The organism is Streptomyces sp. NPDC014733 (assembly GCF_043083385.1).
Lineage (GTDB): Bacteria > Actinomycetota > Actinomycetes > Streptomycetales > Streptomycetaceae > Streptomyces.
In genome coordinates, this window is the sequence record NZ_JBIBYO010000003.1 from 77,092 (window position 1) to 98,134 (window position 21,043).

Sequence of the window (21,043 nt, forward strand, 5' to 3'; positions counted from 1 at the left end):
GAAGTTATCCGGCTGAATGATCCAAAGAAGGGCCGGCCGAACAAAATTCGGCACAGGGTCCATCATGGGGTGCCATGGACGACATTGATTCGGCGATCGTCCGGGAACTGCAGCGCGATGCGCGGCAGACCAACCGCGACCTCGCCCGCACCCTGCGCATCGCCCCCTCCACCTGCCTGGAGCGGGTCCGCGCGCTCCGCGCCCGCGGCGTGATCACCGGCTACCACGCCGCCGTCGACCTGCGCGCCCTGGGCCGACCCGTCCAGGCGCTGCTGACGGTCCGTATCCGGCCGATGAACCGCGAGGTCATCGAACGGTTCAAGGCGTTCCTGACCGGGTTGCCCGAGGTCTTGAGCGTCTATGTGGTCGCGGGCGGCGACGACTTCCTGGTGCATGTCGCGGTCCCGGACGTCGACCGGCTGCACGCCCTCCTCATGGACCAGGTCTTCAAACGCCGCGAGGTCGTCGACTGCCGCAGCTCGGTGATCTACCAGCACGTCACCAGCGACATCGTCGAGGCGCTGCCGCCCGCCGCGCCCTGACCCGCACGGGGCCCGGGCGGCGCGCCCGGGCCCGTACGCCTCACACCGTCAGGACGATCTTCCCCGCGGTGCGCCCGGTCTCGCCCTGTTCATGGGCCTTGGCCGCCTCCGCGAGCGGGAACGTCGCGGCGATCTCCGCGCGCAGCCGCCCCGCCGCCGCCAGCTCGGCGAGCGCCCGCATGCCCTGCTGATCGTGTTCGACGACCATGCCCGCCGCCCGGACGCCGAGCCGCGCGGCCTCGGCGCGCACCGCCTCGTCGGCGCCCAGGATGCTCACGTACACCCCGCCGGGGCGCAGGGTGCGCAGCGACCGCGGGCCGTACTCCCCGGCGATGGTGTCCAGGACGACGTCCACGTCGCGCACCGCCTCGGCGAAGTCCACCGCGTGGTAGTCGATCATCTCGTCGGCGCCCAGTCCGCGGACGAACGCATGCTTCGGCTCGCTCGCGGTGCCGATCACATACGCCCCGCGCGCCTTGGCGATCTGCACCGCCAGATGCCCGACGCCGCCCGCCGCCGCATGGATCAGCACCCGCTGTCCCTCGTGGAGCCCGGCGGTGTCCACCAGTGCCTGCCAGGCGGTGAGCGCCGCCAGCGGCAGGGCGCCGGCCTGGACGTGGTCGATCTCCGCCGGCTTGCGCACCAGCGCCCGCGCGGGGGCGAGTACGTACTCGGCGAAGGCGCCGACGCCGTCCGGGTAGGGCAGCATCCCGAACACCTCGTCGCCCACCTCGTGCAGCGTCACGCCCCAGCCGACCTGCTCGACCACTCCGGACACGTCCCAGCCGAGCACCAGCGGCAGCGGCCGGGAGACGGTGGTCCGGCGCTGCCGGTTCTTCCAGTCGGTCGGGTTCACCCCGGCGGCGCGCACCCGCACCAGCACCTGGCCGATGCCCGGCACCGGCCGCTCCCGTTCGGTCTCCGTCAGCACCTCGGGGCCGCCGAAGGTGTCCTGGCTGATCACTCGCATCGTGTTCGTCATGGCTCCACGGTGCCCGCCGGGGCCGCTCAGGAAAATGGCAGGATTGCCATCATCCGCTAGGATCCTGCCATGTCTGCTTCCGAGCCCGCCCCGGCCGCCGCCCCGCACCGCGTCGTCGTCCTCGCGCTCGACGGCGTCTACCCCTTCGAACTCGGCATCCCCGCCCGGATCTTCGGCTCCCTCCCCGCCCGGTACACCGTCGTGACCTGTAGCGCGGACGGCCGCCCGGTCCGCACCCGCGCCGATTTCACGATCACCGCGGACCACGGACCCGAGGCCCTCGAATCCGCCGATACGGTGGTGATCCCGCCGTCCGCGGTCACCGAGGCGCCGGACGCGCTGGCCCAGGTCCGCCCCGGCGCCCGCCTCGTCTCCATCTGCACCGGCTCCCACGTCCTGGCCGCCGCCGGCCTGCTCGACGGCCGCCCGGCCACCACGCACTGGCGCGACGCGGCGGAGTTCGCCCGCCGCCACCCGCGCGTCCGCATCGACCCGGATGTGCTCTTCGTCGACGACGGTGACGTGCTGACCTCGGCGGGCGCCGCCTCCGGGGTCGACCTCTGTCTGCACCTCGTCCGCCGGGACCACGGCAGCGAGATCGCCAACCGGGTCGCCCGCGCCTGCGTCGTCCCCGCCTGGCGCGACGGCGGGCAGGCGCAGTACATCGAGCGCCCGGTGCCGTCGCCCGCCGCGGAGAGCACCGCGGCGGCCCGCGCCTGGGCCCTCGACCACCTCCAGTTGCCGCTCACCCTGGCCGACCTGGCCGGCCGGGCGCAGATGAGCGGACGGACCTTCGCCCGCCGCTTCCAGCAGGAGCTGGGGATGAGCCCCGGCCGCTGGCTGATCCGGCAGCGGGTGGAACGCGCCCGCCATCTGCTGGAGTCCAGCGACCTCTCCGTCGACCGGATCGCGGGCGAGGTCGGCTTCGCCACCGCGGCATCCCTGCGCCAGCACCTCCAGGCGGCGGTCGGCGTCTCCCCGCTCGCCTACCGCCGCACCTTCCGCGGCGGCGCGGCGCCCGCCTCCGCCGCGGGCGCGGACCGCCCGGCCGGCGCCCGGACCTGAGCCGCCGGGCGCCCGCCGCGGCGGACCCGCAGACTGGCCCCGTGGCCGCGAAACGCAGTGCCGGACTGCTGCTCTTCCGCCGCGGCACCGGCGGCGGTCTCGAAGTCCTGCTGGCACACATGGGCGGACCGTTGTGGGCCCGGCGCGAGGCGGGCGCCTGGACGGTGCCTAAGGGCGAGTACGTACCGCCGGAGGAGCCGCGGGAGGCGGCCGCGCGGGAGTTCGCCGAGGAGCTGGGGCTGCCGCCGCCTCAGGGGCCCGGCCTCCCGCTGGGCGATGTCCGCCAGACGGGTGGCAAGACCGTGACCGTCTGGGCGGTCGAGGCCGACCTCGACCCCGACGCGATCACGCCGGGCACCTTCGAGATGATCTGGCCGCCCCGCTCCGGCACCGTGCGCACCTTCCCGGAGATCGACCGCGTCGCCTGGTGCACCCCCGACGAGGCCCGCGCCCGCCTGGTGACGGCGCAGTGCGCCTTCGTCGACCGGCTCGCGGAGCGGCTGGCCGCGGGGGAGTGAGCCACCGGGCCGCCGATCGGCTCCCTGCGGGGCTCCCCGTACGGCTCCCGCGCGGGGAGTGCCCGGGAGGCGCCGGTGCTCAGACCCGCCCGCGGACCGCCCGGTGGTGCTGGCGGGCGAAGAGGAAGGCGGCGCCGGTGGCCAGCAGCGCCATACCGCCGAGGGCCGGCGGCCCCGCCTCCCCCTTGCCGTCCGTCCCGTGCCCGGCGTTCCGCCCGCGCGCCGCCCCGTGCGCCGCGCCGTCCGGGAGAGCGGCATCCCGTGCGGCGGGGCGGGGGCCCGAGGTGTCCCGTACGACGGTGGGGCGGGACGCCGGGGCGTGTGCGGCGGCGGGCGTGGTGCAGGCGAGGGTCCCGGCGAGCGCGGCCAGTGCGGCGAGCGCGAGCGGGACCGGCCGGACGGAGGTCACCGGCGTGCGGGAGGCCGTGCGGAGTACGGGCATGGGATCTCCTTGTCGCGCCGGTGGCGAGGCGGGTGCGGTGGGGGACCGGGTGGTGAACGGCAGTACCCTCCCCGGCATGCCGGCCGCCGACCCGCGCACCCGCCTCGTCACCGGAACGCTAGCCAACCCGCGCCGCCGATCAGGCGCCGAAGCGGCCCCCGGAGTGATCCATAAGGCTCCCTTAAGGTCCGGCTAAGCGCGGGCTCAGGTTCCGTGGGCCGCGCCGGACGGGGCGGCGGACGGCTCCGGGAAAACCCGCTTCCAGGGCCCTGTCGAGAAGGAGCCCGCCACGAGATATCTTGATGTCAAGCAATGTTGCAGACGTGGAGCGGAGCACCGGTGACTGACTCGACCATCATCTACACCCACACCGACGAGGCGCCGGCACTGGCGACCTACTCGTTCCTGCCGGTCGTGGAGGCGTACGCCTCGACCGCGGGCGTCGCCGTGGAGACCCGTGACATCTCCCTCGCGGGCCGGATCATCGCGAGCTTCCCCGAGCGCCTGCGGGAGGACCAGCGCATCGACGACGCCCTCGCCGAGCTGGGCGAGCTGGCGAAGACGCCGGGCGCCAACATCATCAAGCTGCCGAACATCTCGGCGTCCATCCCGCAGCTCAAGGCCGCCATCGCCGAGCTGCAGGAGCAGGGCTACGCGCTGCCGGACTACCCGGACGACCCGCAGACCGACGAGGACAAGGACGTCCGCGCCCGCTACGACAAGGTCAAGGGCAGCGCCGTCAACCCGGTCCTGCGTGAGGGCAACTCCGACCGCCGCGCCCCCGCGTCGGTCAAGAACTACGCCAAGGCCCACCCGCACCGCATGGGTGCCTGGACCGCCGACTCGAAGACCAACGTCGCCACCATGGGCGTGGACGACTTCCGCTCCACCGAGAAGTCCGCGGTCCTCGCCGCGGACGGTGCCCTGCGCATCGAGCTGACCGGCGACGACGGCTCCACCACCGTGCTGCGTGAGTCGGTGCCGGTGCTCAAGGGCGAGGTCGTCGACGCCTCCGTGATGCGCGTCGCCGCGCTGCGCGAGTTCTTCACCGCGCAGGTCGCCCGCGCCAAGGCCGAGGGCGTCCTCTTCTCGCTGCACCTCAAGGCCACGATGATGAAGGTCTCCGACCCGATCATCTTCGGTCACGCCGTGCGCGCCTTCTTCCCCAAGACCTTCGCCGAGTACGGCGACGTCCTGGCCGCCGCGGGGCTGACCCCGAACGACGGTCTCGGCGGCATCCTCAAGGGCGTCGAGGCGCTGCCCGAGGGCGCGGCGATCAAGGCGTCCTTCGAGGCGGAGCTGGCTGAGGGCCCCGAGATGGCGATGGTCGACTCCGACCGCGGCATCACCAACCTGCACGTGCCGTCCGACGTCATCGTCGACGCGTCCATGCCGGCCATGATCCGCACCTCTGGCCACATGTGGGGCCCCGACGGCCAGGAGCACGACACCCTCGCCGTCCTCCCCGACAGCAGCTACGCCGGTGTCTACCAGGTCGTCATCGACGACTGCCGCGCCAACGGCGCCTTCGACCCGGCCACCATGGGCTCGGTGCCCAACGTCGGCCTGATGGCGCAGAAGGCCGAGGAGTACGGCAGCCACGACAAGACCTTCGAGATCCCCGCCACCGGCACGGTGCGCGTCCTCGACGGCAACGGCGACGTGGTCCTGGAGCAGGCCGTCGGCGCGGGCGACATCTTCCGCATGTGCCAGACCAAGGACCTGCCGATCCAGGACTGGGTCAAGCTCGCCGTCACCCGCGCCCGCGCCACCGGCGACCCGGCCGTCTTCTGGCTCGACGAGGGCCGCGCCCACGACGCGCAGCTGATCTCCAAGGTCAAGACGTACCTCGCCGACCACGACACCGACGGTCTGCGGATCGAGATCATGGCCCCGGAGGCGGCGACCGCGTTCTCGCTGGAGCGCATCCGCCGCGGTGAGAACACCATCTCCGTCACCGGCAACGTCCTGCGTGACTACCTGACGGACCTCTTCCCCATCCTGGAGCTGGGCACCAGCGCCAAGATGCTCTCCGTCGTCCCGCTGATGAGCGGCGGTGGCCTCTTCGAGACCGGCGCCGGCGGCTCCGCCCCCAAGCACGTCCAGCAGCTGGTCAAGGAGAACTACCTGCGCTGGGACAGCCTGGGCGAGTTCCTCGCGCTGGCCGTCAGCTTCGAGCACCTCGCGCAGACCACCGGCAACGCCCGCGCCCAGGTCCTGGCCGACACCCTCGACCGCGCGACCGGCACCTTCCTCAACGAGGACAAGTCCCCGAGCCGCAAGCTCGGCGGCATCGACAACCGCGGCAGCCACTTCTACCTGGCCCTCTACTGGGCCCAGGAGCTGGCCAAGCAGACCGATGACGTCCAACTCGCCGAGGCGTTCGCGGCGCTCGCCAAGACGCTGACCGAGCAGGAGCGCACGATCGTCGACGAGCTGATCGCGGTCCAGGGCTCCCCGGTGGACCTCGGCGGCTACTACCAGCCGGACACCGCCAAGGCGTCCGCCGTGATGCGTCCGTCGGCCACGCTCAACCAGGCGCTGGCCGGCCTCAGCTGAGCCATGGCCCGGGGCGTGCCCGACGCCCCACCTTCCGCCCCGTCCGGCACCCGCCGGGCGGGGCGGTCGCGTCGGCGGACCACCAGACCCGGCCCTCACCCCTGGTCCAGCTCCCGTACGCAGCGCCATTCGGAGCCGTACGGGCGGTACCCCAGGGCGTGATTGACCGCGAGCATCGGGGCGTTGGACGCGTCGTTGCCGGTGAACGCCTCGGTGCAGCCCGCCTCCCGGGCCCGGTGCAGGGACGCGGTCTTGGCGAGGCGGGCCAGGCCGCGGCCGCGGTGGGCGCGGCGCGTTCCGGTCATGGAGGAGGAGTAGCGGCCCAGACCGTCGGTGGCCGCCAGGGTGAAGGCCGCGACCTCGCCGCCGACGGTCACCACCGCCGAAAGCCGCGGATCGTGGTCGGGGTGCTCCCAGATCCGCCGCCGCCAGTCCGGATACGTCATGGCGTCGCACGGCACATCGCCCGGCTCGTCCGCCGCCGTCTCGGCGTCCGCGGCGAACACCGGCGCAGGGTCCGCGGCGAAGTCGCTGCCCGGGTGCAGCGCCACGCCCGGCGGCAGCCGATCGGGCGGCGGCAGCGCCGCGCCCGCCAGATCGAGCCGGAGGAAATGGGCCGGGCGGGTCCGGCGGTAGCCGCGCCGGTCCGCGAAGGCGAGCGGGCCCGGTGTGTCGTCCACCCAGGCGAAGATCCGTTCCGCGCCGACCGCCGCGAGGTGCTCCTCGGCGGCGCTCAGCAGCGCGCCGCCCGCCCCGTACCACCGGTGGTCGGGGTGGACATGGGGTGTCGCGGAGCCCGTCCCCGGGACGCTGCTGTCGTGCACCAGATGGGCGGTGACGGCGCCGATCACCCGGCCCTCGCGCTCCGCGACCAGGCACCGCAGCCGCTGTTCCGGGGCGGCGGTGGCGAGGTGCCGGACGAGGCCCCGCGGGGTGGCGAGGACGGCGGGGAGGGCGGCGCGCCGCAGGTCGGCGACGGCCTGGGCGTCCGAGGGACGGAAGTCGCGCACGGTAGGGCTCATGGCCGCGGACGGTACGCCACGGGCGTGCCGGTCGCCTCCGGATTTCACGGCCCGGCGACCGGCCCGGAACGGCCCGGCCTACCCCGGGCAGGCGCTGCGGGTGCGGCCGTTCCGCCTTCCGGCCACCCGTCCCGGTGACGCCGCCACAGGGACGCCTGACCGGTCGCGCCGTGGCCGGGCCCGGGCGGTGAGCGCCGCGGCGCCGTTGTCAGTGGTCGTCGTCACCATGGGGACATGACCACCGACGCAGCAGCACCGCCCGGTCCGCCCGCCGACGGCCGCCCCGGCTCCGCCGCGTACTGGCAGGCCGCGGCGGCCACCTTCGACGACGCCCCCGATCACGGCCTGCGGGACCCCGCGGTCCGTGCCGCCTGGGCCGCCCGGCTGCGCGGCTGGCTGCCCACGCCGCCCGCCGCCCTTCTCGACCTCGGCTGCGGCACCGGCAGCCTCGCCCTCCTCGCGGCCGAGGCGGGCCACCGCGTCCTGGGCGTCGACCACGCGCCCGCCATGATCGCGCGGGCCCGCACCAAGCTCGCCGGGCACGATGCCCGCTTCCTGCCCGGCGACGCGGCGCTCCCGCCGGTGGGGGAGGAGCGGTTCGACGCCGTCCTGGTACGCCATGTCCTGTGGGCGCTGCCCGATCCGGGGGCCGCGCTGCGCCACTGGTCGGGGCTGCTGGCCCCCGGTGGCCGGCTGGTCCTCGTCGAGGGCCGCTGGGGCGAGTCCGGGGCGGTGGGCATCGCCGCCCGCGAACTCCGCGCATGGATACGGGCGTTGGACCACGGTTTCCGCGTCCGTGTGGAGGATCTGTCCGGCGATCCGCTGCTGTGGGGGAGGGAGGTGTCCGACGAGCGGTACGCCCTGATCGCCGGGGTGCCCGGAGCCGTCTGACGGGCGCAGAGGTGCGGCGCAGGGCCGATTGCGCGACCGTCGGGAGGGGGCAGCCCCGAGCCGGGACTACCGCTGCCGAGGCTGTCCCGAGCCCCTTCCTGCCCGGAGCGCACCCGGCCCGCACCGGTCACCGGATCCGCCCTGGCTCGTTCCGGACAGTCCGGAATCTGCATAGGTGGTAGCTACAGCTATCCCGGCGTACCGTGATCAACGGGGGCCGCTGCCGGGATGCGGCGGTCCGCTGCCGACGAAGGAGCCGAGATGTGTGGAATCACCGGATGGATCTCCTACGACCGTAACCTCACCACCGAGCGTCCCACCCTGGAAGCGATGACCGAGACCATGGCCTGCCGTGGCCCGGACGCCGCCGGGATCTGGCTCGACACCCACGCCGCGTTCGGCCACCGCCGCCTCGCCGTCATCGACCTCGACGGCGGCAAGCAGCCCATGGCCGTCGAGCGCGACGGCCGCACCCTGCTCGTCACCACCTACAGCGGCGAGGTCTACAACTACCGCGAGCTGAAGGCCGAGCTGGAGGGCCTGGGGCACACCTTCCGCACACAGAGCGACACCGAGGTCGTGCTCCACGCCTACCTGGAGTGGGGCGAGGCGTTCACCGAGCGCCTCAACGGGATGTACGCCTTCGCGCTCTGGGACCCGCGGACCGAGGAACTCCTCCTGGTCCGCGACCGGATGGGCATCAAGCCGCTCTACTACCAGCCCACCCCGAACGGTGTGCTCTTCGGCTCCGAGCCCAAGGCGATCAACGCCCACCCCGAGGTGCGGCCCGCCGTCGACGCCGAGGGCCTGGCCGAGCTGATCACTTTCACCAAGACCCCCGGTCACGGCGTTTTCAAGGGCATGCACGAGGTCCGCCCCGGCCACACCGTCCGCGTCACCCGCTCCGGCCTCACCACCCGCTGCTACTGGGCGCTCCAGGCGCGTGAGCACACCGACGACCTCGACACCACCGTCGGCCACATCCGCGGACTGCTCGACGACATCGTCGCCCGCCAGCTCATCGCCGACGTCCCGCTCTGCACCCTGCTCTCCGGCGGCCTCGACTCGTCCGCGATCACCGCGCTCTCCGCCGGCGCGCTGGCCGCCCAGGGCAGCGGCCCGGTCCGTTCGTTCGCCGTCGACTTCACCGGGTACACCGAGAACTTCACCCCCGACGACCTGCGCCCCACCCCCGACGGCCCGTACGCCCACGCCCTCGCCGAGCACGTCGCGTCCGACCACCACGACATCGTGCTGGACACCGCCGCCCTGATGGACCCAACGCACCGCGCCGCCGTCCTCGCCGCCCGCGATCTGCCCAACGGCTTCGGTGACGGCGACACCTCCCTCTACCTCCTCTTCAAGGCGGTACGCGAACAGTCGACGGTCGCGCTGTCCGGTGAATCGGCCGACGAGATCTTCGGCGGCTACCGCTGGTTCCACGACCCCGAGGCCGTGCACGCCGACACCTTCCCCTGGATAGCCGCCGGCGTCTCGGGCCGCTTCTCCGGCGGCAACGCCGTCCGCGAGGCGCTCCTCGACCGCGGGCTCCTCAAACGCCTCGACCTGAAGGGCTACGAGGACCGCCGCTACCGCGAGGCGCTGGCCGAGGTCCCCTACCTCGACGGCGACGCCGGGCTCCAGCGCCGGATGCGCGAGGTCAGCTATCTGCACCTGACCCGCTTCGTGCAGATCCTCCTGGACCGCAAGGACCGCGCCTCGATGGCCGTCGGCCTGGAGGTCCGCGTCCCGTTCTGCGACCACCGCCTCGTCGAGTACGTCTTCAACACCCCCTGGTCGATGAAGACGTTCGACGGCCGTGAGAAGTCGCTGCTGCGCGCCGCCGTCCGCGACGTGCTGCCGGCCTCCGTCGCCGACCGGGTGAAGAGCCCGTACCCCAGCACCCAGGACCCGGGGTACAACGAGGCGCTCCGCGGCGAGCTGCGTGACGTCGCCGCCGACCGGAACGCCCCGGTCCAGCCGCTGCTGGACTCCACCGTCGCCAAGGAGGTCACCGCCGACGGCGCCACCGGCGACATCCGCCCCGGCGCCGAACTGATCCTCGGCCTCGACGCCTGGCTCCGCACCACGGGGACCAGCCTGGAGCTGTGACCCGGTCGTCCCGGGGAGCCCCACCACCGCTCCCCGGGGCGAGCCGCGCACCCACCTGACGCACAATGGGCGCGACCACCTGCTCCCGGCCCGCCCCGGGCCGGCCCCGCCCGCACCCCAGGAGCGCCCGCCGTGTCCTCGCCGCAGCATCTCCGGATCACCCTCGACCCCCGGTCCGCCGACGCCCCGTTCGAGCAGGTCCGCGCCCGGATCGCCGACCAGGCCCGGTCCGGGGCCCTGCCGGTGGGGTTCCGGCTGCCCACCGTCCGCGGTCTCGCCGACGAACTGGGCATCGCCGCCAACACCGTGGCCAAGGCGTACCGCGCCCTGGAGGCCGACAGGGTGATCGAGACCCGCGGCCGCAACGGCAGCTTCGTCGCCGCGGCGGGTGAGGCCGCCGACAAGGAGGCCGCCACCGCAGCCGCCGACTACGCCCGCCGCGCCCACCGCCTCGGCCTGGACCACGACGCCGCACTCGCCGCCGTCCACGACGCGCTCCGCGCCACGTACGGCACCGGCTGACCGGTCGTCGGGCGCGTCCGGCAGGACATGCCCACCCGCACGGTTGCCCGAATCGCGCGCCGCGCCCGGCCTATCGTGACGGCATGAGCAACCTCGACATCCGCCCGCTCGCCAAACCCTGCGGGGGCAACGGCCGCATTGGACCCGTCCGCGACATCCAGCCCGGCAAGCAGGTGCCGCTCGGCGAGAGCACCCTCGTCCGCCGCCTGCTGCCCAACCTCGGCCGCCGCATGGTCGGCGCCTGGTGCTTCGTCGACCACTACGGCCCCGACGACATCGCCGGCGAGCCCGGCATGCAGGTGCCGCCGCATCCGCACATGGGGCTGCAGACCGTCAGCTGGCTGCACGACGGCGAGGTGCTGCACCGCGACAGCCTGGGCAGTCTCCAGACCGTCCGCCCGCGCGAACTGGGTCTGATGACCTCGGGACGGGCCATCGCGCACTCCGAGGAATCGCCGCGCGACCACGCCCGGCTGCTGCACGGCGCACAGCTGTGGGTCGCCCTGCCCAACGAACACCGCCACACCGAGCCGTCGTTCGAGCACCACGACGACCTGCCCGTCGTCACCGGGGCCGGCGGCCTGTCCGCCACCGTCATCCTCGGCGAACTGGCCGGAGCCGCCTCACCCGGCACCACGTACTCCCCGCTCGTCGGCGCCGACCTCACCCTCACCGCCGGCACCGGCACCCGGCTGCCGGTCGACCCGGACTTCGAGTACGCGGCCCTGACCATCTCCGGCGAGAGCGAGATCGACGGCGTCCGCCTCACCCCCGGCTCCCTCCTGTACCTCGGCTGCGGCCGCACCGAACTCCCGCTCCGCGCCCCCACCGACTGCGCCCTGCTCCTCCTCGGCGGCGAACCCTTCGAGGAAGAGCTGATCATGTGGTGGAACTTCATCGGGCGGACCCAGGAGGACATCGCACAGGCCCGCGCCGACTGGGTGATGGGCGACCGCTTCGGCACCGTCCACGGCTACGACGGCGCCCCGCTGCCCGCCCCTGAGCTGCCCGGGACGCCGCTGAAGCCGCGGGGGAGGGCGCGCTGAGCTGCGCATGTGCTCCGCGCGGCGTCGGTGCAGGTGTCGCGTCGCGGGCCCGGATGCGGGTATGACTGCGCATCCGCATCCGCATCCGCATCCGCATCCGTACCGGTGCCAGCAGGAAGGGCATCCGTCATGACGACCAGCCAGCCTCCGGGTCCTGGCCGCCTGGCCGCGAGCGAGGCGAGGATCGACCGGTGCCGGGACCGGTACGCGCTGCCCGAAGGGCACATCCCAAAGGCGGCCTCGCCGTGGCTCCCCTTCGTGCCGCAGGTGATGATCAAGCATCTGACCTTCGACATCCGCGGCAATTCCGCCGCGAACGTGCTCTGGGTGCAGGCCGGCGCCTCACTGGGCCGCCACCGTCACCGCGGTCCCGTCTCCGGCTGTGTGCTGGAGGGCAACTGGCGCTATCTGGAGTACGACTGGGTCGGCCGGCCCGGTGCATCCGCCGCCGGGTACCGCCCGATGTCGCCGCCGGGTCTCCGGGCCCTCCGCCCGGGGGCGCTCCGGGGGCCGGTGCGAAGATGGCGATATGGGATCTGAGGACGGATATCTGCTCGACAACCGCCGGCGCGAGGCGGGACGCCGCTTCGACGCGTTCGCGGAGCTCTTCGACCCGTGGACGTTCACCCACCTCGACCGGCTGGGGCTCGGCGCGGGGTGGCGCTGCTGGGAGGCCGGCGCGGGCGGCGCCTCGGTGCCCGCCGGTCTCGCCGAGCGCGTCGGGCTGGCCGGCCGGGTCTGGGCGACGGACCTGGACACCTCGTGGCTGACCGGCCCCGGTACCGCCAACACCGAGGTGCTGCGGCACGACGTGACGCGGGACGCGCCGCCCGCCACCGGCCTCGACCTGGTCCACGCTCGGCTCCTGCTGGTGCATCTGCCCGACCGGGCGGCGGTCCTCGAACGGCTCGCCTCGGCGCTGCGGCCCGGCGGCTGGCTGGTCGTGGAGGACGCCGATCCGGCGCTCCAGCCGCTCGCCTGCCCGGCGGAGGAGGGCCCGGCGGGGGAGCGGGCCGAGCGCATCCGCCGCGGGTTCCGTGCCCTGCTCGCCCAGCGGGGTGCGGATCTGTCCTTCGGCCGCTCGCTGCCGAAGCTGCTGCGCGGCGCGGGACTGGAGGACGTCCAGGCCGAGGGGTACTTCCCGGTCACCTCGCCCGCCTGCCGGGAGCTGGAGGCGGCGACGGTCCGGCAGCTGCGCGGGGAGCTGACCGGGTCCGGAGCGACGACCGATGCGGAGATCGACGCGCATCTGGCGTGGCTGGCCGAGGAGGATGTCGCGGTCACCCCGGCGCCCCTGATCACCTGCTGGGGCCGTCGCGGCGCCGACGCCTGACGATCCGTCAGCCTCCTTCGCCGGACCGGGAGTTCACGGATGGCCGGATGACGCTCCGGCGCGTGATCCCGGGCGCGGCGGACCTCGGCACCCTCCCTGCCCTTGTGTGACCCACCTCACCCGATGGCATGTGGATCGTCGGGAACCGTGCGGCAACCGGCATGTCCGCCGCACGTCTCACGCTGTGGAGGCCCCATTCGGGAGCCCGGTGTCCGTGCGGGAGTTCGGCGCGGACACCGGCCCTCCGTTCCCCGCGAGAGAGCGAAGGTCCACATGTCCGCACGCCTTGCCCCGACGTCCGCGCGCCGCTCCCGGCGACTGCGCCTCCTGCTGGGCGCGTCCGTCCTCGGCGCCGCCCTGGGCGGCGGCGCGGCCGTGACCGCCCACGCCGCCGACGGCGCCCAGGCATCGCGTCCCGTCCCCGCCCCGGCCGCCGTCCCGGCGCGATCCGGCCCGGCCCCGGTCCCGGCCTCCGGCGGCAAGGCCGTCCGGCCCGCCCCGGCGCCCGCCGCGATCCCGGGCAGGAGCGGTGACGGCGTCCCGGCGCCGGTGGCCCCCAGGGGCTGAGCAGTCCGGTCCCGAGGACCGGCCCGGCTCCGACGCCTGACGAAGCAGTACCTCCCTCCGAGGCATCCCCCGAGGTCTCTCCGACGCCTCTCGCGGCGCGCGCCCGCTCGCGTACGCGCCGCGCCGTGCCGTCCGCTCGGCATGCGGCGAGCAACCCCTCTCACGGAAGAAGGACCCATGCGCGACACCCACGCCCGTACCGGCGCCTGCCACGCGACGCGCGCCCCCGGACACACCTCCGCGCCGCGGCGTCGGGCCGCGGTGCGCCGGGCGGCGGTGGCGTCGGCCGTCGCCTGCGCGCTCACCGCGGCGTTCGCGCCGGGGGTGATGGCCGCGCCGGCGCCGGGCGGCGCACCGGCCGAGGGCAAGGTGCTCACCCATGCCGCGGCGGCCACCGCGCAGGACGAGAAGCAGGTGCGCGCGTACTGGACGCCGGAGCGTATCGCCGCGCTGAACACGCAGGTCGAGGATGTTCCGCCGCGCGCCGGGAAGGACGGTGCGCCGTGGGGCGGGGGCGGCGCCGTCGACACCACCGTGGGGCGGCTCTTCTTCACCGACCACGGGGAGGACGCCAGTTGCACCGCGACGGCGGTCAAGAGCGCGAACGGCAGCACCGTCGTGACCGCGGGCCACTGCCTCAACGCCACCGACCTCGCCGGTGAGCACAACCAGTGGCAGACCCACGTCCTGTACGTCCCCGGGTACCGCGACGGCAAGGCGCCCCTGGGGACGTTCGTCGTCCGCTGGTCGGTGATCAACTCCGTCTGGCTGGAGAACGACCAGATCCACGCCCGGTTCGACGCCCATGACCAGGGCTTCGCCGTCGTCGGCCGCAACGAGCGCGGCCAGACCCTCCAGCAGGCCACCGGCACCCCCCAGGGCCTCTCCTACGACGCGCCCGGTGACCGTACGGCCGTCCAGTTCGGCTACCCACGGGCCGCCTCCGACCCGGCCCGTGAGGGGCTGCCCGAGTACACCGGCCGGGAACTGGCCTACTGCCAGGGCGCGCCCCGGGAGTACCCGGGCACCCCGGACCACGTCGAGCCCGCCGGGATCCGGGGCGTGGCGTGCGTGATGGGCGGCGGCGCGAGCGGCGGTCCCCGTCTGGGCGGCTTCGACGCCGCCACCGGGCGGGGCGAGGTCGTCGGCGTCAACACCCAGTCCGCCTTCATGGACGCGGCCGGGAAGGCGTGCCAGGAGTCGGCCGGGTCCGGATGCGTACGGCACCTGGTCGGGCCGCAGTTCACCACCGCGCTGACGAAGCTGCTCCACGACAAGGCCGAGCGGCTGAGCTGACCGTTCCGCCCGGAGGCCGGCGCCCGCCCGCCACCGGGCGCCGGCCTCCGGGCCCCGGCCACCCCGCAGAGCACAAGGAACAGGACTCATGAAGAGAACCACCGTCCGTCGCGGTCTCCTCCTGGCGGCGCTGGGCTGCGCCCTGGGCACCGCCGCCGTCGCCGTGCCGGTGCACGCCAGTCCCGCGCTGTCCGTCGCGCCCGCCGCGAGCACCGTCCGCGAGGCCCGCTACCACCTCGGCGACCTGGCGTTCACACCCCCGGCCGCCCTCGGCTACAAGGGCCGCAGCGAACTCGCCGGCACGGTGTACTACCCGGCCCGGCCCGGCACCGGCCGGCACCCGGTGGTCCTGATGCAGCACGGCCACTGGGAGACCTGCGCGGACGCCGGGGCGCAGGCCCGCCACGCCGCCGCGGAGCAGGCCCGCGACCGGGCCCTGGAGCGGGGCGACAAGGCCGAGGCCGCCCGGCAGGAAGCCCTCATGGAGAAGGCCGCCGCGCCGCTCTGGGCCTGGCCCTGCGCCCGGGGCACCGCGCCGATCCCCAGCAGCACGGGCTACGACTACCTCGGCCGCGCGCTGGCCGCCCGCGGCTTCGTGGTCGTCTCCGTGGGCACCAACGGCATCAACGCGACCGACGGCGGCCAGGCCGACACCGTCTACCGGGCGCGGGCCGCCCTCATCGAGCGTCATCTGCGGCTCTGGCAGCAGTTGTCCGCCTCGGGCGACGGCCCGCTGCGCACGGCGCTCACCGACGCGCGCGACGGCTCCCCCGTACGGGCCGACTTCCGCGGCCGGCTCGACCTGGGGCGGGTCGGGCTCCTCGGGCACTCGATGGGCGGGGGCGGGGTGATGCAGGAGATCGCCGACGCGCACCGCGCCGATCTGCCCCACGGGATCGACATCAAGGCCGCCTTCGCCCTCGCGCCCACCGCCACCTGGGACGGTGAGCCGGTGACCCGGACGCCGTTCGCCGTCATGTGGGGCACCTGCGACGCCGTCAACACCGGCGACTTCTTCGAGCGGAACCGCGCCGCGACCCGGGTACCGCTCTTCAAGTACACGCTGACCGGCGGCAACCATGACTTCTACAACCGCCAGTGGTCGCCCTCCAGCGGCCAGGTGGCGGCGCGCGACGACGCCGAGCCCGGCAAACGGCCCGGCACCTGCCGCACCCAGTACCTCGACCGCGACACCCCGCAGCGGGAGGACGCACGCCTGTCGGAGGAGCAGCAGCGGCGCATCACCGGCGACCGGGTGGCCGCCTTCTTCGAACGGTACCTCCGGGGCCGCACCGACCGGATGCCCTATCTGACCGGCGAGCGGCCCTTCCCGGGGGAGCCGGAGAACGTCGTCACGACGTCCGTCGCCGGGAAGTAGGAGGCGGCCGCGCTCAGGGCTGCCGGGGCTGGACGACCCGGTACTCCCGCAGCGGGCCGCCGGTCTCCCGCAGCACCGCGTGCGCGGCCTCGGCGAGCGCCGCCGGGTCGCCCGCGGCGGCGGTGAGGTGGGCGGCCAGCGGTGGCCGTGCGGTGCGCAGTTCGCGCAGCAGCCACTTGCCGCTGCCCTGCCAGTGCCGGGCGGCCAGCAGTGCCAGCTGGGCCGTCTTCGTCAGGACCCGGGCGGCGACGAAGGCGGCCTCGCCTACGTCGTCGGTGCCCGCGAGGTCGTCGAGGAGGTCGGTCAGTTCGAAGCGGAGCGCGTCGGTCTCGGCGGCGGTCGCCGGGGCCGGGCCGGCGGCCAGCCGCTGCCGCATCCGGGCCTGGAGCCGGGCGCCGAGCCCGTCCTCGTCCACGAGGAGCACGCCCTGGGCCAGCAGCCGGGGGATGCCCGGCCAACGGCGGCGGAAACCGTCCTCGCAGTGGGCGGCGAGCGTCTGCTCGTCGTGGACGAGCAGTTCCACCGGCCAGCCCTCCCACCGCAGCGCGCGGTGGTGCGGCGCCGCCACCCGGGGGAGCACCGCCACCATGTCGAGGTCGGACGTCGGGGTGCGGTGGACGGTCAGCACGCTGCCGCCGACGACCACCATCCGGGCGCCGGGCAGGAGTTGCCGCGCCACCGCTGCCGCCGCCACGGACGGTGCCGCGCGCTGGGATGTCATCTCCTGGTCCTACCCGCGGCATGGCCGACAAGTCGCCCGTTCCTCCGCCGCGTTCGGGTCGAGCCTCTAATCTGAAGAGAGGCGGAGGAGGGGGCGGCGGTGTCCGTCCCGCGACCGCGCCACAGCGCCGAAAGAGGCGACAGCGGAGGCGAGTTGAGGTGGGGATCGGACATATGGCGAGATTCAGGATGAGCCGTCGCGGCCGGACCGTCGCGTACACGATGGCGGGCACGGTGCTCGCCCCCCTGCTGGCCGGTCTCGGGGCCGCGCCCGCCCAGGCGGCCTCCGGCTCCTGGTGCGGCGGCGCCCGGGGGCCGTACCAGAAGCAGGCCGAGAAGTTCCTGGGCCGCAAGGCCGACGGCAAGCAGTCCCAGGGCGACTGCCGGGCGATCCGAGCATTCCAGGTCAGCCACGCCATCCACCCGCAGTACGGCTACGCGGGCCCGGTGACGTGGAAGATGATGAAGGTCGTCAAGCCGCAGCGGGACGCCCGCAACAACCCCAACCGCGCCGGCCGCTGCCCCACCAACCGGGGCCGCATCGCCTGCGTGGACCTGACCCGGCAGATCAGCTGGATCCAGGACGGCAGGCACCTCGTCAAGCGCCCGGTGCCGGTCCGCACCGGCCGCAACGGCAACGAGACCCGCACCGGCCTGCACAAGATCTTCTGGAAGCACAAGAACCACGTGTCGTCGCTGTACCACGTGCCGATGCCGTACTCGCAGTTCTTCGACGGCGGCGAGGCGTTCCACGCGATCAGCGGCAGCGTCTGGTCCGCCCCGGGCTCGCACGGCTGCGTCAACATGCGCACCGCCGACGCCAAGGCGTACTGGAAGCTCCTGTCCACCGGTGACGACGTCTTCGTCTACGGACGCAAGCCCGGCACCTGATCCACCGCACGGCACACGACGGTGCCCGGGACCGCGACGGTCCCGGGCACCTGTGTGTGCGGTGTCAGCGCCCCGCGGGCGCCGCGGTGACCTCCGCGGAGTCCACCAGGACGTACCGGTGGTTGAACTGCACGGTGTAGTACCGCTTCGCGCCGTGCACGACCTTGCCGTTGGACGGCGAGTAGTCCGACGCGGCCTGCGGCTCCCCACTGGTCACATACGCCTGACCTGCGCGGATACCGTAGTTCTTGGCCGTCAGCGGCGTCTGCTTCGACGGTTTCACATCCGCCGGGTACTCGGACTCCTGCGGATACGCCGTGCCGAACACGTGCGCCGCGCCCGTACCGGCCGGCTTCACGATCCGCACGCCCTCGGCCGGAGTGGTGTTGCGGCCGCCGGGGTTGTGGATCCAGCCCTTCTGGCCGTCGAACCAGATGGCGGTCCAGTCGCCCTGCCGGTCCGCCACCACGAACTGCTGCCCGGCCTGGACCGTGGTGCTCCAGTCCGCGACGCCGTCGGTACCGGCCTTGGCGCCCTCGTCCGTGTGCACGACCGGGTCGAGCAGCAGCGGCGCGTCGTCGGCGGGCGCGCTGCGCACGAACAGGGCGCTGGACGGCCCGCGCTGCGGTCCGCACTCCTTCACCTTGCCGGACGGGTCGTCGGCCGGGCAGACCGTGTACGTCTGCTGGTTCTCGTCGAAGCCCGGTGTGATGGTCACCGCCGAGCCGACCGGCCCGACGCCCCGCTCACCGTCGTCGACGGGCGCGCCGAGCAGCCGCATGAAGCGCGTCCAGTCCCAGCTGTTGCCCGGGTCCCAGTGCATCCCCGCGAGGGTGTCGTCCGAGGGGCCGGGGACGTTGTCGTGCCCGAGGATGTGACGCCGGTCCAGCGGGACGTCGTACCTGGCCGCCAGCCACTTCACCAGCTCCGCGGTCTTCTCGTACACGACCGGCGTGTACCAGTCCGCACCGTGCGCCGAGAAGCCCTCGTGCTCGATCTGGATGGCGTGGAGGTTGCTGTCGTAGTTGCCGTCCCCGAACGCGACGTCCTTGTTCGGCACCATCTGCGTGACCGCGCCGTCGGAGGCGCGCATGACGTACTGCGCCGAGGCGCCGCCCGCCTTCTGGAACGTCTCGATGGCGTTGTCGTACGAGCCCTCCGTGGTGTGGAGAACGATCTGCGTGATCTTCACACCGTTGGCCGGGCGGTCGGAGACCTGCCCGTTGGCGGCCGCAGCCGGCACGAACGTGCAGGTCAGCGTCGCGGGGCACTCGGTCTGCGGCGCCGGTGTGTCGGTGAGCCGCAGCTTGGCGAACTGTCCGGTGACCGGCTTGGCGGACGGCACCGCCTGCAGGGAGACCGCGCTGCCGTTCCCCGCCTGCCGCTGCGCACCGGAGTGGATCGCGGCGAACACGGAGGTGACGTACGAGGTGGCCGCCTTCTTGTCCGTCAGACGGCTGTACCTGGCCACCGCCGCGGTCCACTGCGACGGATCGTCGGACGTCCCGCCCGTCATCTGCTTCTGGTACGAGGCGAGCAGCGCGGCGCCGCCACGGATGTTGTCCGCGGAGCGGTGCCGCAGCCGGTCGGCCGGGATCCCGGTCAGCTTCGCGGCGGAGCTCAGCGTGTGCAGTTCGGGGTGGTCGGCGAACGAGGTGAGGTCGGAGCGGCCGGCGGCACCGGCGGCGCCCCGGGAGACCATCTGCGGCGTCACATCGGTGAGGTTCATCAGACCGTAGCCGCCGGTCTGGTTGTAGCCGGAGTGCTGCTGCCAGCCGGACTCCTGGCGGGCCACGCCCAGCAGAACCGGCAGCGGAACGTGGAACTCCTTCGCGGCCGCGGTGAATTCGGCCTGCAAGGAGGGCGTCGGGGCGTCGTTCTGTGCCTGCGCCAGTGTGGGCAGGAACGCGAAGGCACCTGCCGCCAGCGTTCCGCCGAGGACCGCAGCGGGAAGCCAGCGTTTCTTTTTGCGCTTGTGCACACCAATCCCTTCGGAGCAACGGCGCACCGGGCGGAACGGGGAGAAAAGCCGTGACCTCGCGCACGGCGCACCGAGTGGGGGGCGGCGCGGAACCACGCGGGCACGCCACAGGCGGGCAACTCGTCACGGCGGAAGGTGGTTTCGGCGCCGTACGCCATGAGATCAGAAAAACGTTCCGGTTCCCAGGGCGGTAGCCGATCGTGACCTCGCCTTCAGTGACTCGTTGCCTGACGTCCGCCCTGGGCGGTGGTGACGGCGGTGGCGACGGCGGCGGCCGGGCGGGCACGGGAGCGCCGCCCCACGGTCGCCTCCGGCCCGCGCTCCCCGCCCGGAATCCGGACCGGTGCAACCAACCCGCGCCCCGCGGTGTTTCCCGTCCGCAAGACCACACCATCCCGCGCCCGGAAGACCACACCGCCCCACACGCCGCCGCAGGAGCGCGGCCCCTTCCACACCGCCCACACCGCCCCCACCGAACAAGGACACCTCTGAGATGACCGACCTCACCGCCGCCCCGGCACCGCTCCACGCCGCCCTCTTCGACCTCGACGGCACCCTGATCGCCACCGAACACCGCAGCCGCGCCGCCTGGACCCGCCTCTTCCACGTCCACGGACTGGAGGTCGACGACGCGCTGCTGGCGACCTTCGTCGGACGGCGCGGCCAGGAGGCGCTGGCCGACCATGTCCACCGCTTTCCCGGCAGCACCGTCGCCGACCTCTTCGACGAAGCCGTCGGCTACCTCAACGGCCCGGACATCCCTCCGCCCCACCCCGTACCGGGCGCCGCCGCACTGGTGCGGCGGCTGCACACGTCGGGCGTCCCGATGGCGGTCGTCACCTCCGGGCTGCGCGAGCACGCCGGGGCGATGCTGGACCACATCGGCGGCGCCGGACTCTTCGCCACGATGATCACCGCCGAGGACGTGAGCCGCGGCAAGCCCCACCCGGAAGGATTCCTCGCCGGCTGCGAGGCCCTGGGCGTCGCCCCCGACCGGGCGGTGGCGTTCGAGGACGCCCCCGCCGGCATCGCCGCGGCCAAGGCCGCCGGTCTGTCCTGCGTGGCCCTGACCACCACCCATGACGCCGAGGCGCTGCACGCCGCCGACCTCGTCGTCCCCGACCTCAGCGACATCAGCTGGCCGCCGCTGCCCCTGAGCGCGGTCTGACCACCGGA

The 21,043-nt window shown here is 73.9% G+C and carries 20 protein-coding genes; 15 read left to right on the plus strand and 5 right to left on the minus strand.

All coding sequences use genetic code 11. The features are described 5' to 3' along the window. Positions 1–74 precede the first annotated feature (74 nt). Complete coding sequence (locus ACF1BH_RS08585; protein ID WP_391641687.1) at positions 75–542, plus strand: Lrp/AsnC family transcriptional regulator; 468 nt, start codon at positions 75–77, stop codon at positions 540–542. Between the two features lie 40 nt (positions 543–582). Here ACF1BH_RS08585 and ACF1BH_RS08590 read toward each other — a convergent pair whose 3' ends face one another. Next, on the minus strand, positions 583–1,524 hold the full coding sequence (locus ACF1BH_RS08590) for an NADP-dependent oxidoreductase (protein WP_391641688.1): 942 nt from the start codon (positions 1,522–1,524) through the stop codon (positions 583–585). A 69-nt stretch (positions 1,525–1,593) separates the two neighbouring features. Between ACF1BH_RS08590 and ACF1BH_RS08595 the strand changes: the two genes are divergently transcribed. Together ACF1BH_RS08595 and ACF1BH_RS08600 are read left to right on the plus strand one after the other, a co-directional pair. Beyond that, complete coding sequence (locus ACF1BH_RS08595) at positions 1,594–2,589, plus strand: GlxA family transcriptional regulator (protein WP_391641689.1); 996 nt, start codon at positions 1,594–1,596, stop codon at positions 2,587–2,589. A gap of 41 nt (positions 2,590–2,630) precedes the next feature. Beyond that, positions 2,631–3,107, plus strand: coding sequence for an NUDIX domain-containing protein (locus ACF1BH_RS08600; RefSeq protein WP_391641690.1), 477 nt, complete (start codon positions 2,631–2,633; stop codon positions 3,105–3,107). A gap of 79 nt (positions 3,108–3,186) precedes the next feature. Here the strand turns inward: ACF1BH_RS08600 and ACF1BH_RS08605 are convergent, their stop codons facing one another. Beyond that, on the minus strand, positions 3,187–3,549 hold the full coding sequence (locus tag ACF1BH_RS08605) for a hypothetical protein (protein WP_391641691.1): 363 nt from the start codon (positions 3,547–3,549) through the stop codon (positions 3,187–3,189). Between the two features lie 339 nt (positions 3,550–3,888). On the opposite strand from ACF1BH_RS08605, the gene ACF1BH_RS08610 reads away from it, so the two are divergent. After that, a complete protein-coding gene (locus ACF1BH_RS08610; RefSeq protein ID WP_391641692.1) occupies positions 3,889–6,108 on the plus strand; it encodes an NADP-dependent isocitrate dehydrogenase in 2,220 nt (739 codons plus the stop codon). Positions 6,109–6,203: 95 nt separating this feature from the next. Here the strand turns inward: ACF1BH_RS08610 and ACF1BH_RS08615 are convergent, their stop codons facing one another. Continuing rightward, complete coding sequence (locus ACF1BH_RS08615; protein ID WP_391641693.1) at positions 6,204–7,130, minus strand: GNAT family N-acetyltransferase; 927 nt, start codon at positions 7,128–7,130, stop codon at positions 6,204–6,206. A gap of 234 nt (positions 7,131–7,364) precedes the next feature. Between ACF1BH_RS08615 and ACF1BH_RS08620 the strand changes: the two genes are divergently transcribed. From ACF1BH_RS08620 to ACF1BH_RS08660, 9 genes are all read left to right on the plus strand, one after another. Beyond that, the gene (locus ACF1BH_RS08620; RefSeq protein WP_391641694.1) at positions 7,365–8,021 is read left to right on the plus strand and encodes a class I SAM-dependent methyltransferase; all 657 of its coding nucleotides are present in this window, start codon (positions 7,365–7,367) and stop codon (positions 8,019–8,021) included. A 261-nt stretch (positions 8,022–8,282) separates the two neighbouring features. Next, positions 8,283–10,133, plus strand: a complete 1,851-nt coding sequence (gene asnB / locus ACF1BH_RS08625; RefSeq protein ID WP_391641695.1) for an asparagine synthase (glutamine-hydrolyzing) — start codon at positions 8,283–8,285, stop codon at positions 10,131–10,133. 132 nt (positions 10,134–10,265) lie between these two features. After that, the gene (locus ACF1BH_RS08630) at positions 10,266–10,655 is read left to right on the plus strand and encodes a GntR family transcriptional regulator (RefSeq protein ID WP_391641696.1); all 390 of its coding nucleotides are present in this window, start codon (positions 10,266–10,268) and stop codon (positions 10,653–10,655) included. An 83-nt stretch (positions 10,656–10,738) separates the two neighbouring features. Continuing rightward, complete coding sequence (locus ACF1BH_RS08635) at positions 10,739–11,701, plus strand: pirin family protein (protein ID WP_391641697.1); 963 nt, start codon at positions 10,739–10,741, stop codon at positions 11,699–11,701. Between the two features lie 129 nt (positions 11,702–11,830). Then, positions 11,831–12,241, plus strand: coding sequence for a cupin domain-containing protein (locus ACF1BH_RS08640; RefSeq protein WP_391641698.1), 411 nt, complete (start codon positions 11,831–11,833; stop codon positions 12,239–12,241). Further along, positions 12,231–13,034: a methyltransferase domain-containing protein gene (locus tag ACF1BH_RS08645; protein WP_391641699.1), complete on the plus strand. Its 804-nt coding sequence runs from the start codon at positions 12,231–12,233 to the stop codon at positions 13,032–13,034. The genes ACF1BH_RS08640 and ACF1BH_RS08645 overlap by 11 nt, the downstream gene beginning before the upstream one ends. Before the next feature lie 273 nt (positions 13,035–13,307). Further along, positions 13,308–13,601, plus strand: coding sequence for a hypothetical protein (locus ACF1BH_RS08650; RefSeq protein ID WP_391641700.1), 294 nt, complete (start codon positions 13,308–13,310; stop codon positions 13,599–13,601). 177 nt (positions 13,602–13,778) lie between these two features. Continuing rightward, positions 13,779–14,897 (plus strand): trypsin-like serine peptidase, encoded by a 1,119-nt coding sequence (locus tag ACF1BH_RS08655; protein ID WP_391641701.1) that lies wholly within the window; start codon positions 13,779–13,781, stop codon positions 14,895–14,897. Positions 14,898–14,985: 88 nt separating this feature from the next. Further along, entirely contained in the window at positions 14,986–16,275 is a 1,290-nt protein-coding gene (locus tag ACF1BH_RS08660) for an alpha/beta hydrolase (protein ID WP_391641702.1), read from the plus strand. A gap of 13 nt (positions 16,276–16,288) precedes the next feature. On the opposite strand, the gene ACF1BH_RS08665 is transcribed toward ACF1BH_RS08660, so the two are convergent. After that, on the minus strand, positions 16,289–16,996 hold the full coding sequence (locus ACF1BH_RS08665) for a nucleotidyltransferase domain-containing protein (protein WP_391641703.1): 708 nt from the start codon (positions 16,994–16,996) through the stop codon (positions 16,289–16,291). 173 nt (positions 16,997–17,169) lie between these two features. On the opposite strand from ACF1BH_RS08665, the gene ACF1BH_RS08670 reads away from it, so the two are divergent. Beyond that, the gene (locus ACF1BH_RS08670; RefSeq protein WP_391641704.1) at positions 17,170–17,886 is read left to right on the plus strand and encodes a L,D-transpeptidase; all 717 of its coding nucleotides are present in this window, start codon (positions 17,170–17,172) and stop codon (positions 17,884–17,886) included. A 64-nt stretch (positions 17,887–17,950) separates the two neighbouring features. On the opposite strand, the gene ACF1BH_RS08675 is transcribed toward ACF1BH_RS08670, so the two are convergent. After that, on the minus strand, positions 17,951–19,867 hold the full coding sequence (locus ACF1BH_RS08675) for an N-acetylmuramoyl-L-alanine amidase (protein ID WP_391641705.1): 1,917 nt from the start codon (positions 19,865–19,867) through the stop codon (positions 17,951–17,953). A gap of 493 nt (positions 19,868–20,360) precedes the next feature. On the opposite strand from ACF1BH_RS08675, the gene ACF1BH_RS08680 reads away from it, so the two are divergent. Continuing rightward, complete coding sequence (locus ACF1BH_RS08680) at positions 20,361–21,035, plus strand: HAD family hydrolase (RefSeq protein ID WP_391641706.1); 675 nt, start codon at positions 20,361–20,363, stop codon at positions 21,033–21,035. The last annotated feature ends 8 nt before the right edge of the window (positions 21,036–21,043 follow it).

What these genes read in the sequence shown, in the direction of transcription:
- ACF1BH_RS08585 (WP_391641687.1), top strand. Translation starts at nt 75, where the DNA reads ATGGACGACATTGATTCGGCGATCGTCCGGGAACTGCAGCGCGATGCG.
- ACF1BH_RS08590 (WP_391641688.1), bottom strand. Translation starts at nt 1,524, where the DNA reads ATGACGAACACGATGCGAGTGATCAGCCAGGACACCTTCGGCGGCCCC.
- ACF1BH_RS08595 (WP_391641689.1), top strand. Translation starts at nt 1,594, where the DNA reads ATGTCTGCTTCCGAGCCCGCCCCGGCCGCCGCCCCGCACCGCGTCGTC.
- ACF1BH_RS08605 (WP_391641691.1), bottom strand. Translation starts at nt 3,549, where the DNA reads ATGCCCGTACTCCGCACGGCCTCCCGCACGCCGGTGACCTCCGTCCGG.
- ACF1BH_RS08615 (WP_391641693.1), bottom strand. Translation starts at nt 7,130, where the DNA reads ATGAGCCCTACCGTGCGCGACTTCCGTCCCTCGGACGCCCAGGCCGTC.
- ACF1BH_RS08620 (WP_391641694.1), top strand. Translation starts at nt 7,365, where the DNA reads ATGACCACCGACGCAGCAGCACCGCCCGGTCCGCCCGCCGACGGCCGC.
- asnB (WP_391641695.1), top strand. Translation starts at nt 8,283, where the DNA reads ATGTGTGGAATCACCGGATGGATCTCCTACGACCGTAACCTCACCACC.
- ACF1BH_RS08635 (WP_391641697.1), top strand. Translation starts at nt 10,739, where the DNA reads ATGAGCAACCTCGACATCCGCCCGCTCGCCAAACCCTGCGGGGGCAAC.
- ACF1BH_RS08640 (WP_391641698.1), top strand. Translation starts at nt 11,831, where the DNA reads ATGACGACCAGCCAGCCTCCGGGTCCTGGCCGCCTGGCCGCGAGCGAG.
- ACF1BH_RS08645 (WP_391641699.1), top strand. Translation starts at nt 12,231, where the DNA reads ATGGGATCTGAGGACGGATATCTGCTCGACAACCGCCGGCGCGAGGCG.
- ACF1BH_RS08650 (WP_391641700.1), top strand. Translation starts at nt 13,308, where the DNA reads ATGTCCGCACGCCTTGCCCCGACGTCCGCGCGCCGCTCCCGGCGACTG.
- ACF1BH_RS08655 (WP_391641701.1), top strand. Translation starts at nt 13,779, where the DNA reads ATGCGCGACACCCACGCCCGTACCGGCGCCTGCCACGCGACGCGCGCC.
- ACF1BH_RS08660 (WP_391641702.1), top strand. Translation starts at nt 14,986, where the DNA reads ATGAAGAGAACCACCGTCCGTCGCGGTCTCCTCCTGGCGGCGCTGGGC.
- ACF1BH_RS08665 (WP_391641703.1), bottom strand. Translation starts at nt 16,996, where the DNA reads ATGACATCCCAGCGCGCGGCACCGTCCGTGGCGGCGGCAGCGGTGGCG.
- ACF1BH_RS08670 (WP_391641704.1), top strand. Translation starts at nt 17,170, where the DNA reads ATGGCGAGATTCAGGATGAGCCGTCGCGGCCGGACCGTCGCGTACACG.
- ACF1BH_RS08680 (WP_391641706.1), top strand. Translation starts at nt 20,361, where the DNA reads ATGACCGACCTCACCGCCGCCCCGGCACCGCTCCACGCCGCCCTCTTC.